Here is a 15900-nt window from a genome sequence, read left to right on the forward strand (position 1 = left end):
CAATGATCGGATGTTTAATTGGCGAAGTGTTTGCCCTAGAAGCCCCAACCGTATTACTCAACGTAAATGGCGTTGGCTATGAAATTGACACCCCACTTTCGACATTTTGCCAATTACAAAAAGGACAGAAAGTCACTTTATGGACACATTTGGTTGTTCGTGAAGATGCTCAGCAATTGTATGGCTTTAGCGATGCACAAGAAAAAACCATTTTCCGTACACTACTCAAAGTGAATGGCGTTGGCCCTAAAATGGCTTTGGGCATTCTATCGACATTAAGTGTTGAACTGCTCATCCATACCATTGAACATGATGATATTAATACGCTGATTAAAGTTCCGGGTGTGGGCAAAAAAACTGCTGAACGATTAATGATTGAATTACGCGATCGTTTCAAAGCGTTAGCGCATTCAACCGGCAGTACGACAAATGCAGCTGCTGCTCAAATTCAATTTATGACAAATTCACCAGTTGCCGAAGCTGAGGCTGCTTTGCAATCCTTAGGTTATAAACCAGCAGAAGCACAAAAAGCTGTGGCAGCAGTTAAAGCAGACTATACTGAATCTGCTGACATTATCCGTGCTGCGCTTAAATCCATGATGAAGTAATAGATATATGCAAGATCGTCTTATTAGCGGAACAGAAAAACCTGAAGATCATTTTGATCGTGCCATTCGTCCAACCTCATTGGCTGACTATATTGGTCAGCCTGTGGTTCGTGAACAAATGGAAATCTTCATTGGTGCAGCGCGTGGTCGTGGTGAAGCCCTAGATCATACCTTGATCTTTGGCCCTCCAGGTTTAGGGAAAACCACATTGGCCAATATTATCGCAAGAGAAATGGGCGGTAATTTAAAATCAACTTCTGGCCCTGTATTGGAACGTGCAGGTGACCTCGCGGCCATGCTGACCAATTTGGAAGAAGGTGATGTGCTGTTTATTGACGAGATTCACCGTCTTTCACCCGTAATCGAAGAAATTCTCTATCCCGCCATGGAAGATTATCAACTCGATATTATGATTGGTGAAGGCCCTGCTGCTCGCTCAATCAAGCTTGATCTACCCGCCTTCACTTTAGTCGCTGCCACAACACGTGCAGGTTTGCTCACCTCTCCGTTACGTGACCGTTTTGGGATTGTACAGCGTTTAGAGTTCTATTCAGTTGAAGACCTGACCCATATCGTGACGCGTTCAGCTAACTTAATGGATGTCCCGATTACCAAAGAAGGCTCAACAGAGATTGCCCGTCGTGCCCGCGGCACCCCACGTATTGCCAACCGTTTATTACGTCGTGTGCGTGATTATGCACAAGTCAAAGGCACAGGTGAAGTGACTCAAGACATGGCACAACGGGCTTTGGACATGCTTAATGTCGATAAAGCAGGTTTAGATACGCTCGACCGTCGTTATCTCAGTATGTTACTGGAACGTTTTGAAGGGCGACCAACAGGTGTGGAAGCTTTGGCTGCGGCAATGGCAGAAGATAGTGGAACACTTGAAGATGTGATTGAACCCTATTTAATCCAGCAAGGTTATGTGATGCGTACTGCCCGCGGGCGTATTGCAACCAATATGGCGTATTTACAATTTGGTATGACGCCACCTGAATCATAAAAATATTTTCAACTTAACGCTTCTTATAATGAGATGATTCGAATAGGATATACCTGATTTTAATCGTCTCATTATGTTTAGGGTAACAATGAAAAATAAAACTTTAACTTCCGTATTTTTGAGTAGCTTATTTTTAACAGCCTGCGGGGGTGGAGGTGATAATGCAAATAATGGCAATTCATTTCAAGGCAAAGAAAAATTAGATTATAGCAAGCCAGAAAATCTTGAATTGATTTATGCACCGATTATCAATTTATCAAGTATCAATGAAAATCAGCTCATTGATACCATTACACTTGCTGAATCCGTTTTTTATTTAATACAAGGTGGAGAAAAAATGGGCTACAAAGCCTTCTGCCGAAATAAAGAAGGAAGCTTTAGCAGAAATAGCCAAATGGTTACACTGAATAAATGTGATCTACAGTACACAAAAGATGGCATTCTTCAGCCTACTTCTGAAGGACCAATGATTCTATCTGGAAGTGTTAGCACACAAGGATACTGGTCTCAGAATAACTTTAAAATCGATACGACACTGAACCAATTTAAAGTAGAAGTTGATAATGAAATAACAACCTTTAATGGAAGCAAAAGTAGTCTATCTTATTATGCTGATACTCGTCCCTTCAAATATGACATTGCTCAAATGGAATTCACATGGGCTGATAAAAAATATACAGAAGTCTATAAACTCACAAACTATAGCTTTGAACCTTGGTCAACTGCATCAATTACCAAAGGACGCCTAGTTGGGATAAACAATAATAAAGAATTCTCTGTAAATTTTGACAATCAAATAAAATTTGGAAGTGTCGAAGATGCTTTGGCTTTTTATCCAAGCTTTGCCGAGATTTTTATTGAAGACACCAATAACAATAAAAATTCAATTAATATCACCAAAACCGCTGACTATAAAGCGTTAATGCGTGCCTATGCTAATGGGACTACCGTTACTGGCTTTCCTAAAGTCGTCGCTTGGGAAGAACTCAACTATTAAAAAAAAGAGGCCCTTAGATAGGGCCTCTTTTTTATCTAGATCAACAATATGTTATTTATTACTATTTCCTTAGCTCCATTGAGGCAATATCATTCCTGATTGCTGACAGTCTGCAAAAATAGGTAATAGAAATGGCAAATCATTTTGAGTTCAACATTCGCGTTTATATCGAAGATACAGATGCAGGCGGTATCGTTTACCATGCCAATCATATCCGTTTTATGGAGCGTGCTCGTACTGAATGGTTACGTGCAGCAGGTGTAGATCATTACTGGCACCAAAAAGATTACAACTTCGTAGTACACCAGATTCAGGTTAAATATGTACGCCCAATATTAATGGATGATTTAATTACCGTTACAGCACGTGTTATTTCGTGTAAAGCCGCATCTTTTGTGTTGCAACAAAATATTTATCGTGGTGAAATCTTGCTGGCTTCAGGTGAGGTTGTGTTGGCATGTTTAAACAAAGAGTTAATGCCACGTAGACTTCCTGATGAAATTCGTGATCTGATTCAAAAAGAATTAGCACAGGACTAAAATAAACTTTCGGCACCGCATCTTATGGCAACTAACTTAGAATCTTCCCTGCATATTTCTGACCTAATTTTACAAGCAAGTCCTGTTGTACAACTGGTCATGCTAATCCTTCTGCTCTCATCAATTTATAGTTGGTATTTGATTGCCAAATTATATATGGGCTTTAAGAAAGCAGGACAAGAGGATGAGCATTTTCAAAAAATGTTCTGGTCAGGTGCCGAATTAAATACACTTTATAATAATGCGCAACTGAACTCTAAACGTCGTGGTCTAGAAGATGTTTTCTACCAAGGCCTAGGTGAGTTCTTTAAGTTGCAAAAACGTAAAGCAGATACCAATCAAACCATCGAAGGAACTGAACGTATCCTGCGTGTTGGTTTAAGCCGTGACCAAGGTGGTTTAGAAGTCGGCTTGGGTGCACTTGCCAGTATTGGCTCAGTTGCACCTTATATCGGCTTATTTGGTACGGTATGGGGGATTATGAATGCCTTTATCGGCCTTGCTGCCGTTGACCAAGTGACTTTGGCAACAGTTGCTCCAGGTATTGCAGAAGCCCTCATTGCAACTGCGATTGGTTTATTTGCAGCAATTCCTGCGGTACTTGCATTTAACCACTTTACCGCTAAAGGTGAATCAATCTATTCAGATCGTGCTTTATTTGCAGAAGAAATGGTTGCCCTTTTACAGCGTCAAGCGATTGGAACGACACAGGAAGATGCATAATGGCGATTCAACGATCTGGACGTTTTGAGCGGATTAAAAAACCGCTCAAAAGCGATATGAATGTGGTTCCCTATATTGATGTCATGTTGGTGTTATTGGTCATTTTCATGGTGACTGCACCCATGATTACCAGCGGTATTAAAGTAGATTTACCACAAGCCAATAATCATCCGATTGAATCGAAAGATATGCCTGCGATGGTCACAATCGGTAAAGATGGCAATATCTTTTTGCAATATCAAGAACACAAAGGCAGTGATCCTCTTTCTCTAGTGCAGCTTGAAGCTGTATTAAGTGAAGCTCAGACCCAAGCCGAGCAAGATAATAAACAACTGACCGTATTGGTGAATGGTGATAAATCGCGTCCTTATGGTGAAGTCGTCTCACTGATGGCAAGTCTGCAAGAAGCTGGTCTTACTCAAGTTGGTTTACTGACAGAGCCGTTAAAATAAGCTATGAAAAAATTTCAAGAGCCACCTTTTAAACAAAATGCGATTGCGCTGGGTTTTACCCTCGGTGTTCATGCAATCGCAATTGTTGGCTTGTTGTTTTTAGGCTTGAGTAAACCCCCTGAAGAACCTAAAAAACTGACCACTATTTTGGTGAAGCCAGAAGATTTACCACAGTCATTACAACAACCCGAACAACAAGTCTCTGCTGAACATCAGGCAGAAGAAGTGCAAAGCCCTGTCGTGGATACAACACTTCCTGAAAATATTCCTGTAACACCTCCACCACCAACTGCACAACAACTTGCGGCTGAAAAGCAAAAAGCTGAACAGGCACAGCAAGCCAAACTTGCTGAGCAAAAACGCAAAGCAGATGAAGCTGTTCGTGCACAGCAAGTTGAAGAACAACGTAAACTTGCAGACGCTCAAGCACAGAAACAACGTGCGGACGCTGAAGCAAAACGCCAAGCAGAGGCAAAAGCGAGGACTGAAGCAGATGCGAAGCGTAGAGCTGAACAAAATGCCAAAGCCGAGGCTGAAGCCAAAGCGCGCCAAAAAGCGGAACAAGATGCGAAATTAAGACAGCAAAAAGCTGCCGAAAACGCAAAACTTCAAGCACAACAGGATGCAAAACGCAAAGCTGAGGCTGATGCCAAAGCGCGTACTGAAGCCGATGCAAAACGTAAAGCTGAGGCAGACGCGAGAGCAAAAGCCAACGCAGATGCGAAGCGTAAAGCCGAAGCTGATGCCAAGGCACGTGCTGAAGCAGATGCAAAACGTAAAGCTGAGGCAGACGCGAAAGCAAAAGCCAACGCAGATGCGAAGCGTAAAGCCGAAGCTGATGCCAAGGCTAAAGCTGAGGCAGACGCGAAACGCAAAGCAAATGCTGATGCCAAAACAAAAGCTGATGCAGATGCGAAGCGTAAGGCCGAAGCTGATGCCAAGGCTAAAGCTGAGGCAGACGCGAAACGCAAAGCAAATGCTGATGCCAAAGCAAAAGCTGATTCAGATGCTAAACGTAAAGCCGAAGCTGATGCCAAGGCTAAAGCTGAGGCAGACGCGAAACGTAAAGCAGATGCTGAGGCAGATGCCAAAGCTGCTGCTGCCAAAAAAGCTGAGCAAGAAGCAGCTCAGAAAAAGGCCGATGCGAAACGTGTTGCATCAACTGCAAAACGAGATTTTGAACAGAAAATCTATCGTGCGTGGAATATGCCAGCAGGTTCTTCAGGTCAACGTGCCAGTGCACGCGTGACATTAAGCGATAGCGGCTCAGTCTTATCAGTTGTTGTAACAGCAAGTGATCCAGACGTTAAAGCCAGTGTAGAAGCCGCAATTCGAGCTGCTGCACCATACCCAATGCCTGATGATCCAGTTGCTCGCCGTGAAGCAAGAAGCTTTACTTCAAGTTTTACTGCAAAATAGTAATGAATAGTTAACGTTACAGGCTTTTAATAGCACAAAGCCTGTAACTATGTTAAATAATCAACAGCCACAAAAATACGAATGCAAGTAATTGTAACTATGGATAAGACTCGTAAACACCTACTCTCCTTAGCAGTTTTCGCAGCAATTAGCGCAGTTGTTCCAACAGCAACTTTTGCGCAATTACAGCTTGAAATTGCCAAAGCACCTGAACAAGCGCCAAAAATTGCAATCGTACCGTTTGCTAATGACAGCGCAATCTATCCGATTGTCGAGCGTGATTTAAATCGTTCAGGTCGTTTTACCAGCGCATCTCAAAACTTACCAGCCACTGCAAGCCTTAATCAGGTTCAAGCGGGTGATTGGCAGAATGCCGGTGTGCCGTATGTTGTCGTTGGGCAAATGAAAGCGGTGGATGCCAATACTTTTGAAATTCATTACCAGCTTTATGATGTACAAAAACAGCAATATTTACTGAATGAAGTCCTGACTGTACCTAGCTCACGTATTCGCCAAGCGGGTCATATGATCAGTGATACCATCTATCAAGCGTTGACAGGTATTGCAGGTGACTTTAGCGGTCGTATTGCTTATGTATTGCGTAATCAGGCCACACCAGCTCAACGCTATACTTTACAAATTGCCGATACAGATGGTGAACAACCTAAAACTGTACTGACTTCACGAGATCCTATTCTTTCCCCTGCTTGGACACCAGATGCCAAGAAAATTGCATATGTATCTTTTGAGACCAAACGTCCTGCAATTTACCTACAAGATCTAGCCACAGGCCAACGTGAAGTTTTAGCCAGCTTCCGTGGATTGAATGGCGCACCAAGCTTCTCTCCAGACGGTAAGTCAATGTTGTTCACGGCATCAATGCATGGCAACCCTGAAGTTTATCAAATGGATTTAAGTACCCGCCAAGTACAACGCATGACCAATGACTCTGCGATTGATACTGAAGCACGTTACTCACCAGATGGTAAATCATTTATCTTTACTTCTGATCGTGGTGGCTCACCACAGATCTATCGCTATAGCTTTGATGATAGCTCTGTAAAACGTTTGACCTTCAAAGGTGCGTTCAATGCACGTGGTACTTTAAGTGCTGATGGTAAAAAGATTGCTTTAGTTCACCGCCCAAGTGGCAGTAACTACAAAGTTGCAATCCAAGATATCAATACAGGTATCACCAATATTCTCACACCGACCAGTTTAGACGAATCACCAAGCTTCTCACCAAATGGACAGATGGTGGTTTATGCAACGCGTGAAGGTAGCCGCGGTTTATTATCAGTCATGTCTACTGACGGCCGTTTCCGCATGAATTTACCAAGCGAACAAGGCGAAGTTCGTGAACCCGCTTGGGCACCAAAATAAGTTTAATCGATTGGAGAATCATATGAACATTAAATATCTAACGCTTCCACTGATTGCTGCAACGCTTGTATTTACAGGTTGTGCAAGCCGTAAGCCTGCTGCTGAAATTACTACTGGCACGAATCCAAATGGCTCAACCACAGTCAGCACAGATGGTTTAAGTGAAGATGCGGCATTAAATGCACAAAACTTGGCGGGTGCCTCTTCAAAAGGCGTTACTGCTGCAAACAAAGCATTCTTGGCAAAACGCGTTGTTCACTTCAACTATGACAGCAGTGATTTATCAAATGAAGACTACCAAACCCTTCAAGCACATGCTCAATTCTTAGTTGCCAATGCTAACTCTCGTGTTGCCCTTACAGGTCACACCGATGAGCGTGGCACACGTGAATACAATATGGCACTTGGTGAACGCCGTGCAAAAGCAGTTGAAAGCTTTTTAATTACCAATGGTGTAAACCCACAACAACTTGAAGCAGTCAGCTACGGTAAAGAATCACCAGTGAATGCAGGTCATGATGAAGCTGCATGGAAAGAAAACCGCCGCGTAGAAATCAACTACGAAGCTGTTCCACCACTATTAAAATAATCGTGGTTGCACTTTAAATAAAAATGCTCACTTCATGTGAGCATTTTTATTTCATTCATCAAGACGAAGATTGAGGGCCGGACTTGTTTTGCATCGACTCAATCAAATCATGCTTGTTAAACTCTTTGTATTCTGGCTTGGCCTCATACTGTTTCCATGCATCCTGCACATTTTCTTTGGAAATCGTATCTAAGCTAATCGGTTCACTCGGCGTGGGTGTGGCCTCAAAATTCTTGGTTGTCATCGTTAACCTCCAAACATCCTGTTTAGTATCTATGCAACATAGCATGTAATAACGTGCTTGTAATCATAAAAGCAACATAAATAAAGTAAGATAATTTTTATTTTTGCACGATCTCATCTAGAATACCCACATTCTTTTTATCAATTTTTGACACGGCTAAATCGGAGCTATTCAATATGTCAAACCTTACTTTGACCCAATACCTAGAACAACAAAATGGGAATTTGACTCCAGAGTTGGCCCAAGTAATCGAAACCATTGCTGCTACATGCCAAACCATTGATCAAGCATTACAAAAAGGTGCTTTAGCAGGTATTTTAGGTAGTGCAGGCAATGAAAATGTTCAAGGCGAAACACAAAAGAAACTCGATGTTATTTCAAATGATTACCTGATTGATGCATTAAAAGCTCATCCTCAAGTCGGCGGTTTAGCTTCAGAAGAACTAGACGACTTCACCCCTGCCCAAGAAAATGGTAAATATCTGGTTTTGTTCGATCCACTTGATGGTTCAAGTAACATCGACATTAATATGTGTGTAGGTACGATTTTCTCTATTCTTCCAGCAAAGAATGCCGTGACTCAGTCTGCAGACTTTATGCAAGCGGGTACAGAACAAGTTGCTGCGGGTTATGTACTTTACGGTCCATCAACCATGTTAGCACTGACTGTAGGTGCAGGTGTGGTGTTCTTTACTTTTGACCCAACGACACAAAGCTTTTTGTTAACCACTGAGCAAGTGCAAGTTGCTGCAGATACACAAGAGTTTGCAATTAACTCATCGAATCAACGTCACTGGGAAAACCCTGTAAAACGTTATATTGATGAACTTTTAGCGGGTAAAACATCCATTCGTGAAAAAGATTTCAATATGCGTTGGGTTGCATGTATGGTGGGTGATATTCACCGTATCTTATGCCGTGGCGGTATTTTCCTTTATCCTTATGATTTAAAAGATCCGAAAAAAGCAGGCCGTTTACGTTTGATGTATGAAGCGAACCCAATGAGTATGTTGATCGAACAAGCTGGCGGTGCTTCTACAACAGGTCGTGCGCGTATTATGGACATCCAACCGACAGAACTACACCAACGTGTTCCTGTCATTATTGGTTCTAAAAACGAAGTGGAACGCGTAACAAGCTACCACTAATTACTTTTATAATCAGGGCATTATAAAGTTATGATGCCCTTTGGGATGTTTATCTTATGGCGGTTATTTTCCTAGAATCTAAAGACAATGCAAAAATCAAACATTTGCGTGGTCTGATCGAGCTCAACAGTGCTCGAAAAAAACATCAGCAAACCGTTCTAGAAGGTACACATCTGTGCTTGGCTTGGTTGCAACAGCAGAAAAAAATCTTTTCTTTATTTACCACCGAACAAGCCCTAGAACATCCAGATTTACAAGAAGTGATTGAACTCCATCAAGGACACATCTTCGTTATTAGTGAAGTCCTGTATAAGGATTTAAGCACTTTAGGTACAACCCTGCCTTGTCTCGCGATTGTTGATCTACCCAAAACCGCTGCCACCATTGATTTTAAAGCCGATACTTTAATTCTCGAAAATGTTCAAGATCCTGGAAATGTTGGTACATTGCTTCGCTCTGCTGCCGCTGCAAACATCAAACAGGTGATTTGTACACAAGGTTCAGCTGCACTTTGGTCTCCACGTGTGCTTCGAGCAGGTATGGGCGCTCATTTTAGTCTTCAATGTTTTGAAAACTTCCAGCTCACGGATATTCTTCCAAAATTTCAAATTCCAGTTTTTGTGACCAGTTCACATCGCTCAACCAGTTTATATAGCCAAGATTTAACTCAAGCCTGCGTCTGGATTTTAGGCAATGAAGGTCAAGGTGCAAGTGACTATGCACTTGAGCATGCCCAGGCAGTGGCAATCCCTCAACCTGGTGGACAAGAGTCACTCAATGTTGCGATTGCAGGTTCAGTGTGCTTCTTTGAAATGGTTCGCCAACGTCAGTAAAAACGTTAAATTATTTTAAATACGATTTTTTTACTGAGAAAATCAATTACACTACTAAAAATAATTGCTTAAGTTGTCAACGCGCCCACCATTTTCAACGTTATATGATTAATGAATTGGAATTAATGGTGGGTCCATGACAGGATTTTCCATCTCTATGGATTTAGCACCGAAACAGGCTCGAACCGAAAACAGTACTGATCGCAGTACTGTTGAACAACGTCTGCGTTTTTTTATGCAAGACGTTACAGGTCGTGCCTTGGTTATGATGGAAAGTGCAACACAGGGACAACAAGGCATTGCAATGGATTTAGTGCAAGAAGCTTTCATTTCATTGCACAAATCATATGCAGATAAAAGTACTGAAGAATGGTATCCCCTGTTCTATACCATATTAAATAACAAACTCCAAGACTGGCGACGCAAAGAAGCTCGTCGTGCAAGCCCTTTCTCATTATTTAAAAAAATTAGTTTAGATGATGACGAAGAAATTATTGATGTTGTGGATGAATCAACCCCTAACCCGTTTGAGTTTCTTGATCAAGAAGTCACGATGGAGGAAATTCAGTCTGCAATTAATCAATTACCCGTACGTCAACAACAAGCATTTATGCTAAGAGCATGGGAAGGTTTCGACACCATGACCACAGCACAGATTATGGATTGCAGTGAAGGCAGTGTGAAAACACATTACCACCGTGCAATTCAGGGACTCCGGATTGCTTTAGAGCATTTAAACCCGCATACGGGAGGATCATCAGATGAAAAAAGATGAGTTCACTAAACATGTGACATCCAGACTCGACCAACTTGCGAAAGAACAGCACAACAATAAAATGATGGTGATGAATCATGTTCTTGATACTGTCCAAAAGAAACCAACCTCTTATTACAGTGTTTGGAAAATGACTGGTTTTGCGTTTGCTGCTGCCCTCATGGGGATTGTGGTTCTGCCTAGCTCGCTGCAATTGGCGGACCAACCTCAAAATCAGGTTGTGGTAAATCCAAAACTTTCACCGCAAATGGTTGAAGATATGGAAATGTTATTGGTCTTAGGTGAGGATAAAGTTCCACATGGCAGCTAAAAAATTAGCACTTGTTGTGTGTACACTCGGCTTATTACAAACCAGTTTTGCAGGTTCAGAACGCTTTTGGGTATTCTCTAAACCGAATAAACCAGCAACTGAAGAAGCCTGGGATGATTTATCACCTGAAGAACAACGCGTTTTAATCAAACGTTACCAGACCTTGAAGGAAATTCCGACCAATCAGAGTTCACAACTACAACAGCGGATGGAATGGTTCACCCAGTTACCTGAAGAAGAAAAACAGAAAATGCGTGACCTTTGGCAAAAAATGAGCATGCAAGAACGCAACACCTTACGCAAGCGTATGCAAAATGCCAGCACCGAAGAACGTGTCAATATTAGAGAAGAATACCTTACTAAATATGCTGAACATTAATTTTTAGTTTATTAGAATAAAAAATAGCGCCCTAAAGGCGCTATTTTTGTGTTGGGTCTGCTTATTTTTTAAAGCGACGATAAGCTAACAATCCGAATAACCCAAATATAGAATAGAAACCGAAACTACCACCACCGCTGCTCGCAGAGCGGGTATCATCAGTTGTAGTTGCTGTACTAATGGTTCGCACTGTAGCTGAATTCGATGATACGCCGTCAGCATCATAGACTTGGTAGTTAAATGAAAAGTTAAATGGGTTAAACGCATTTACTTCCTGAACATAAATATTTCCACCATAACAAGTCTCTTTTTCATCTGGTGCAGGACAAGCGCCTTGACGATCCGCTGTAATACTCAAATCTTTCGTCGGGACATTCGTTAAACGAATTGGTAACTCAATACCTTCTGCATTCTTCCAAAATTGAGATTTATTTGGATTTTTTTCTGGGCCAGTTCCACCTTCTCCTGTATCACCATGATCATTGGCAAAATTTAATAAATTCAGGCTTAGCTTTTGCTTTTCCTGATATTTAAAAGTTAAAGATGTGTCAGTTGCAACAGGTGCAATATTTACGAAAGCTGCACGAATTAAACCAGATGAACTTATACTTGGATTAGACTTTGAGGTGATCGTATATTTACAGAAAATCTTGTCTCCAGCCTGGGTAATACTATCATCCTTACGATAAAAAATAATTTGCTGAAGGTCTTTATTCCAAGAACATACTAAATTTTCTTTGTCACTTGCATCAATATCTGTAACAGTATCATTAATTTGACCTTTGCCAAGAGCTTCTGTCGTGACATTATATAAATCAGGATTAAAAAATTCTAATTTATAACTACCATCAGCTTGCTCAGTATCTTGAGGTAATGGTAATTGATAGTTACTTAAATCAATATAAATTGCACGATATTTCAAATTAGCTTTGGTATATTGCAATAGGTTTTGATATTGATCCAAACGAGATTTATAGTAAGTTAAAAAATCAGGATTATTTGGATTTTTGACTAAATTATCAAAGAAGTCATATTGAGTTTGATAAGTTGACATTGCACTACTAATAGAGGCATTAGTCAAATCTTGTAAATCACCCGCTGTAAAGCGCATTAATTCAATTGAACCAATATCACAACGATTGCTTGCCTCAGGATTATAATACAAAGTCCCATCTACAATACGAGCCAAACCACGTTGGTCTGTTGTGCTACAACCTATTCCATCAACATCTAATAAACCAACTATTTTTGTAGTGGTCTTATCATCCACCTTAACTTCTATTTCAGTCACATTTTTCTTTGGGTAATAGATTGGTAGAAATGCGGTATAAGCAGAAGCTTTTTGTAACGGACTTAACAATGTTCCAATATTAATATTACTTACATTAAGATTGGTTGTATTATTTTTAAGCGAATCTTTAGGAACATCACAGACATTATTAACTGGAGATGTAGAACCTCCTTCTTTTAATGCAAGTGCATTATAGGCAATAGCAAAACCAACATTTTCTTGACTTGAAACATCACCAAACAAATATCGACAAGCATAACTATTCGTTCCACCATTATAAGCAAGAACATTATAGGTTAATATTTTTCCACCAATTTTATCATATAGCAGAGTTGTAAAAGCTTGGTTCTCAACAATAGTATTACTAGTTAAAGTTATACTACTTGCATTACTTAAAATACTGGAGTTATTATTTTCTTCAGTTCCTGGCTTAGTATCACCTGTAAATTTAATTAAATTACCAGATGAGGAATTGACAATATTTTTTGCAATCGTATTAGTTGTTAATGTCGCAGTTGATTCCCCGCAAAACTCAATCATACTATTTGAATTTCCAGAACCATTTGCGATAAAACTGTTTGAGGTTAAATTGAGGGTACGTTTTGCATATGTCACATCATTAAAACAGCTCATAGACAAAACACTACCTTTATCAGCCTGATTTCCCTGAATCAAGCTTTTCGTTAAAGTTAATGTTGTCGATGGTCCAGCCAAAAAAACCGCACCACCCTCTTTTGCCTGAGAGTCTAAAATTTGACTACTTTGCAAGACAACATCAGCGCCTGCATAAATCGCTCCCCCCCGATCTGCCGTTCGCCCACCTGTCAAAATTACATTACTGAGACTAAGAGCTTTCGTCCCTAATGTTGTATTAAAAATCCGTGAATTCTCAGCTTTAATCGTTGTTTGCAAAGGAATCTGTGCAGGATATTGATTTACAACATCATTTAATAGAACATTTTTTTCCTGCCAATCAGCTGGTGTAGCTCCCCAAATTGCAACGTTGACATTCGGTGTTAACTCTCTTTTAAGTGTATATACCCCTTTTTCAAGCTGAATAACTTTCTGCGTACTCGATAAGGTATCGGTTACTTCACAGCCACCATAAGCAACGCGTGTTTCAGCTGTTTTTAAGGCTTCACGTAATGAACAAGCAGAAGGATTTTCACCATCTTCATCTACAAACGTAGTGACTTTAATTGGCGTACTACTAGTTGCCGCTAACAACGGCATTGTCGCCATAACCATGGTTGCTAAAATTGTTTTTTTATAATGTCTCATCTCATCTCATCCCTGATTATGATTTAAAGCGGCGCAATCCTACCAATCCAAGTAACATCAAGATCGCACCCATTCCAAAGCTACCCGTACTCACTGTTTTACTTTTAAAGGTATTCGGTGGATCTTGTACAATTGTTGCTGGAATATCAATAAAATAGTTTGATACATCATTAAAACGAGTCGTAGTTGTCATTACCCGTAAATTAAACTTATCAGCACCATGCCAATCACTATCAGGTACATAAGTCACATTGCCATCCTGATCAATGCTGGTTTTGCCTTTAGATGGAGTTTGTGTTTGTACAACCTCTAAACAACCTACTTTCCAAGGCTGACCATCTGAACGCTTACCAAGTTGTGCTTCACATGTTGCAGGATCCAGTAATTCACCATCTAACAAGCTATCCGCTATACTAAACTTAGCCACTTGCCCGTACAAAATATCTTGACCAACAATTGGAATTTCACCACGATTAACAATTAATTCAACCGCGCCCAAATCACATAATTCATTAAAACCTGTACGGCTTTTCCCGCGTTGATCTGTAGCTTCACAATTCGCTGTACTGAAAGTTGTACCATCACTATAAATACGCCCTTTATTGACAATGAGTGAATCTGACAACAGCTTATAAGAGGTCAATAAACGTGGTTTAAAGAAACCAAGCATTTGATCTTTCGGAATAGAGTAAGGGCACAGCAACCCCTTCGCTGGTGGCGCTGCACAAATCCCTTCATCATTTGTACCACCAGCAATCAAAGCTTGTTCAGGATCATTCTGATTCCACATAAAGTTTGGTAAACGTTTTTCTGCATTACGATCACAATCTGATGTGGTTAAATTGCTTTGAACAATGGTCGTATCATCTGATGTGTTTGCACAGTTGGTATTTCCATTCGAAACCAAAATACTATTAGAGACATAAGAACTAGGATATTCTTTGACCGTTTCTTTTTTCTCTCCATTGACATCTTCTTCTGTGGTTACTTTGAAATTTAAAGACTGTAGATATAGCCCAGCAGCATTTTTAATGATTGTATTATTATTCAGAACCATCCCTTCACGAATATTCGCAACATAGCCCCCTTTGTTATGAAAAATAGTGCTACTGCGGATACCTGAAATTCCAGTCACCAATGCCCCACTAATAGTGTCATTATTAAAACCAGTTTGAACATAAAGCAAAGCACCATTGGCACCTGCCATACCTTCATTATCCCGTATTACCGATTGTGCAATCAGGTACATTGGCATTTCGCTATAAATGACTGCCCCCTGATCCGCCTTATTATTTTGTATAATACTATTGTTAATATAGACATACCCTGCTGTGTTTTTCGCATCTGATGAGACACCAGCATTATAAATTGCACCACCTCGATTTGCTAAACCACCAGTCAATCTTGAGTATTGAATCGATAAGCTTTCACGATTGAGAATTAAACCACCGTCATTCACTTTATTTGATGCACCCTGCAAATTCAACTCAACTAAACTGACTGCAAGTAGTGCACTTTCAACGTTATTATCATCAATCACAAAAATACGATCAGAACCCACCATCTTAATGGTCGCATTGTTTAAACCTTTTTTATTATCATTAAAGCCATCACTAGCTGCAGTCCGAATTGTAGCTGCCGCTTCGATGTTTAATGCTGAATTGATTTGATAGGTTTGGTCACGCTGCAAAACAATATTACTGGTTGCATCTTTATTACCGCACCCGTGGTAACCATTTTCAAATTCTTTTTGACTTCTCTTATTTAAAAACTCGACGGCTTCTCGTAATGAACAAACGCCATCATCTTTATCTTCATCAACTAATGTTGTGACTTGAATATCCGCAGAATATGCATGTCCAGTAATCGCAAATAAAGCGCAGGCAAGCGTCCGTTTGAGCATACCAATCTCCTTCTATTTTT

At 40.5% G+C, this 15900-nt stretch carries 17 protein-coding genes; 14 read left to right on the forward strand and 3 right to left on the reverse strand.

Annotated elements, in window-relative coordinates; translation table 11 throughout:
- The first annotated feature begins 2 nt into the window (after positions 1-2).
- From ruvA to pal, 9 genes are all read left to right on the forward strand, one after another.
- Complete coding sequence (gene ruvA / locus NDN13_RS08190; RefSeq protein ID WP_251117880.1) at positions 3-608, forward strand: Holliday junction branch migration protein RuvA; 606 nt, start codon at positions 3-5, stop codon at positions 606-608.
- A gap of 7 nt (positions 609-615) precedes the next feature.
- Positions 616-1614 (forward strand): Holliday junction branch migration DNA helicase RuvB, encoded by a 999-nt coding sequence (ruvB, locus tag NDN13_RS08195; protein ID WP_005204887.1) that lies wholly within the window; start codon positions 616-618, stop codon positions 1612-1614.
- An 88-nt stretch (positions 1615-1702) separates the two neighbouring features.
- A complete protein-coding gene (locus NDN13_RS08200; RefSeq protein ID WP_251117881.1) occupies positions 1703-2611 on the forward strand; it encodes a hypothetical protein in 909 nt (302 codons plus the stop codon).
- A 131-nt stretch (positions 2612-2742) separates the two neighbouring features.
- Positions 2743-3150 (forward strand): tol-pal system-associated acyl-CoA thioesterase, encoded by a 408-nt coding sequence (gene ybgC, locus NDN13_RS08205; RefSeq protein WP_251111080.1) that lies wholly within the window; start codon positions 2743-2745, stop codon positions 3148-3150.
- 24 nt (positions 3151-3174) lie between these two features.
- The gene (gene tolQ / locus NDN13_RS08210; RefSeq protein ID WP_251117882.1) at positions 3175-3873 is read left to right on the forward strand and encodes a protein TolQ; all 699 of its coding nucleotides are present in this window, start codon (positions 3175-3177) and stop codon (positions 3871-3873) included.
- Positions 3873-4325 (forward strand): protein TolR, encoded by a 453-nt coding sequence (gene tolR / locus NDN13_RS08215; RefSeq protein WP_016164262.1) that lies wholly within the window; start codon positions 3873-3875, stop codon positions 4323-4325. Before tolQ ends, tolR begins: the two co-directional genes overlap by 1 nt.
- Positions 4326-4328: 3 nt before the next feature.
- Complete coding sequence (gene tolA, locus NDN13_RS08220; RefSeq protein ID WP_251117883.1) at positions 4329-5744, forward strand: cell envelope integrity protein TolA; 1416 nt, start codon at positions 4329-4331, stop codon at positions 5742-5744.
- Between the two features lie 99 nt (positions 5745-5843).
- Positions 5844-7127, forward strand: coding sequence for a Tol-Pal system beta propeller repeat protein TolB (gene tolB, locus NDN13_RS08225; protein WP_251117884.1), 1284 nt, complete (start codon positions 5844-5846; stop codon positions 7125-7127).
- A gap of 22 nt (positions 7128-7149) precedes the next feature.
- A complete protein-coding gene (gene pal, locus NDN13_RS08230) occupies positions 7150-7716 on the forward strand; it encodes a peptidoglycan-associated lipoprotein Pal (RefSeq protein ID WP_070074686.1) in 567 nt (188 codons plus the stop codon).
- Positions 7717-7774: 58 nt separating this feature from the next.
- Here the strand turns inward: pal and NDN13_RS08235 are convergent, their stop codons facing one another.
- Positions 7775-7960 carry an NF038105 family protein gene (locus NDN13_RS08235; protein WP_251117885.1) on the reverse strand — a complete coding sequence of 62 codons (186 nt, stop codon included), beginning with the start codon at positions 7958-7960 and terminating at the stop codon, positions 7775-7777.
- Between the two features lie 176 nt (positions 7961-8136).
- On the opposite strand from NDN13_RS08235, the gene NDN13_RS08240 reads away from it, so the two are divergent.
- The 5 genes from NDN13_RS08240 to NDN13_RS08260 all read left to right on the forward strand — a co-directional run bounded on the left by NDN13_RS08240 (position 8137) and on the right by NDN13_RS08260 (position 11405).
- On the forward strand, positions 8137-9108 hold the full coding sequence (locus NDN13_RS08240) for a class 1 fructose-bisphosphatase (RefSeq protein WP_251117886.1): 972 nt from the start codon (positions 8137-8139) through the stop codon (positions 9106-9108).
- Positions 9109-9164: 56 nt separating this feature from the next.
- Positions 9165-9941, forward strand: coding sequence for a TrmH family RNA methyltransferase (locus tag NDN13_RS08245; RefSeq protein ID WP_251117887.1), 777 nt, complete (start codon positions 9165-9167; stop codon positions 9939-9941).
- Between the two features lie 157 nt (positions 9942-10098).
- Positions 10099-10716 carry an RNA polymerase sigma factor gene (locus NDN13_RS08250; RefSeq protein ID WP_251118197.1) on the forward strand — a complete coding sequence of 206 codons (618 nt, stop codon included), beginning with the start codon at positions 10099-10101 and terminating at the stop codon, positions 10714-10716.
- Positions 10703-11026, forward strand: coding sequence for a hypothetical protein (locus NDN13_RS08255; protein WP_251117888.1), 324 nt, complete (start codon positions 10703-10705; stop codon positions 11024-11026). Before NDN13_RS08250 ends, NDN13_RS08255 begins: the two co-directional genes overlap by 14 nt.
- Positions 11016-11405 (forward strand): DUF3106 domain-containing protein, encoded by a 390-nt coding sequence (locus NDN13_RS08260; protein ID WP_251117889.1) that lies wholly within the window; start codon positions 11016-11018, stop codon positions 11403-11405. Before NDN13_RS08255 ends, NDN13_RS08260 begins: the two co-directional genes overlap by 11 nt.
- 61 nt (positions 11406-11466) lie before the next feature.
- Here the strand turns inward: NDN13_RS08260 and NDN13_RS08265 are convergent, their stop codons facing one another.
- Together NDN13_RS08265 and rbtA are read right to left on the reverse strand one after the other, a co-directional pair.
- Positions 11467-13977, reverse strand: coding sequence for a CSLREA domain-containing protein (locus tag NDN13_RS08265; protein WP_251117890.1), 2511 nt, complete (start codon positions 13975-13977; stop codon positions 11467-11469).
- A gap of 16 nt (positions 13978-13993) precedes the next feature.
- Positions 13994-15880, reverse strand: a complete 1887-nt coding sequence (gene rbtA / locus NDN13_RS08270) for a rhombotarget A (protein ID WP_251117891.1) — start codon at positions 15878-15880, stop codon at positions 13994-13996.
- Between the last annotated feature and the right edge of the window lie 20 nt (positions 15881-15900).

It is taken from the genome of Acinetobacter sp. C32I, assembly GCF_023702715.1.
Taxonomy (GTDB): Bacteria; Pseudomonadota; Gammaproteobacteria; order Pseudomonadales; family Moraxellaceae; genus Acinetobacter.

What these genes read in the sequence shown, in the direction of transcription:
- tolR (WP_016164262.1), top strand. Translation starts at nt 3,873, where the DNA reads ATGGCGATTCAACGATCTGGACGTTTTGAGCGGATTAAAAAACCGCTC.
- pal (WP_070074686.1), top strand. Translation starts at nt 7,150, where the DNA reads ATGAACATTAAATATCTAACGCTTCCACTGATTGCTGCAACGCTTGTA.
- tolA (WP_251117883.1), top strand. Translation starts at nt 4,329, where the DNA reads ATGAAAAAATTTCAAGAGCCACCTTTTAAACAAAATGCGATTGCGCTG.
- NDN13_RS08255 (WP_251117888.1), top strand. Translation starts at nt 10,703, where the DNA reads ATGAAAAAAGATGAGTTCACTAAACATGTGACATCCAGACTCGACCAA.
- NDN13_RS08260 (WP_251117889.1), top strand. Translation starts at nt 11,016, where the DNA reads ATGGCAGCTAAAAAATTAGCACTTGTTGTGTGTACACTCGGCTTATTA.
- ruvB (WP_005204887.1), top strand. Translation starts at nt 616, where the DNA reads ATGCAAGATCGTCTTATTAGCGGAACAGAAAAACCTGAAGATCATTTT.
- rbtA (WP_251117891.1), bottom strand. Translation starts at nt 15,880, where the DNA reads ATGCTCAAACGGACGCTTGCCTGCGCTTTATTTGCGATTACTGGACAT.
- NDN13_RS08245 (WP_251117887.1), top strand. Translation starts at nt 9,165, where the DNA reads ATGGCGGTTATTTTCCTAGAATCTAAAGACAATGCAAAAATCAAACAT.
- NDN13_RS08250 (WP_251118197.1), top strand. Translation starts at nt 10,099, where the DNA reads ATGGATTTAGCACCGAAACAGGCTCGAACCGAAAACAGTACTGATCGC.
- NDN13_RS08240 (WP_251117886.1), top strand. Translation starts at nt 8,137, where the DNA reads ATGTCAAACCTTACTTTGACCCAATACCTAGAACAACAAAATGGGAAT.
- NDN13_RS08200 (WP_251117881.1), top strand. Translation starts at nt 1,703, where the DNA reads ATGAAAAATAAAACTTTAACTTCCGTATTTTTGAGTAGCTTATTTTTA.
- ybgC (WP_251111080.1), top strand. Translation starts at nt 2,743, where the DNA reads ATGGCAAATCATTTTGAGTTCAACATTCGCGTTTATATCGAAGATACA.
- tolQ (WP_251117882.1), top strand. Translation starts at nt 3,175, where the DNA reads ATGGCAACTAACTTAGAATCTTCCCTGCATATTTCTGACCTAATTTTA.
- tolB (WP_251117884.1), top strand. Translation starts at nt 5,844, where the DNA reads ATGGATAAGACTCGTAAACACCTACTCTCCTTAGCAGTTTTCGCAGCA.
- NDN13_RS08265 (WP_251117890.1), bottom strand. Translation starts at nt 13,977, where the DNA reads ATGAGACATTATAAAAAAACAATTTTAGCAACCATGGTTATGGCGACA.
- NDN13_RS08235 (WP_251117885.1), bottom strand. Translation starts at nt 7,960, where the DNA reads ATGACAACCAAGAATTTTGAGGCCACACCCACGCCGAGTGAACCGATT.
- ruvA (WP_251117880.1), top strand. Translation starts at nt 3, where the DNA reads ATGATCGGATGTTTAATTGGCGAAGTGTTTGCCCTAGAAGCCCCAACC.